Raw genomic sequence first — 385 nt, forward strand, 5'->3', positions numbered from 1 at the left:
GGGCATCCCGTCATGAGGAAGCGGCCCTTCAAGGAAGGCAGAGCCGTTTCCAAAGCAGCAACCGTTCGGGGGCAACGCCAGGATGAAAACTCTACCTTTTCGTGAATGGCTTCCAACGTGGCAATTGTGTTCACGCAGAACGCTCGGTTGCTGTTGGGATCGCCATTGATTCCAATCCCAAAAGGAACGGCGCGCAAGCCTGATCGACGGAACTCCGATGCCGACACGCCGGGCCATATGGAAAAATCGTCGCCGAGCTGATTTGCCCCGCCCAGAATCACGGTTTTTGAAAGTTTCAGCGTCTCCAGCGCGGCCTCGTCGGGCTGCTCGCGGCTGGTAAAAATCTTCGTCGGCGCAAACGGGCCCAGCTGCCTCTCGTTAGCGG

At 58.2% G+C, this 385-nt stretch carries 1 protein-coding gene; it reads right to left on the minus strand.

Annotated elements, in window-relative coordinates:
- A partial coding sequence (locus KVS69_RS18945) for a hypothetical protein (protein WP_217539513.1) occupies positions 1-385 on the minus strand: 385 nt, incomplete at both ends.

This window comes from Stenotrophomonas sp. GbtcB23 (genome assembly GCF_019091045.1).
Lineage (GTDB): Bacteria > Pseudomonadota > Gammaproteobacteria > Xanthomonadales > Xanthomonadaceae > Stenotrophomonas > Stenotrophomonas rhizophila_A.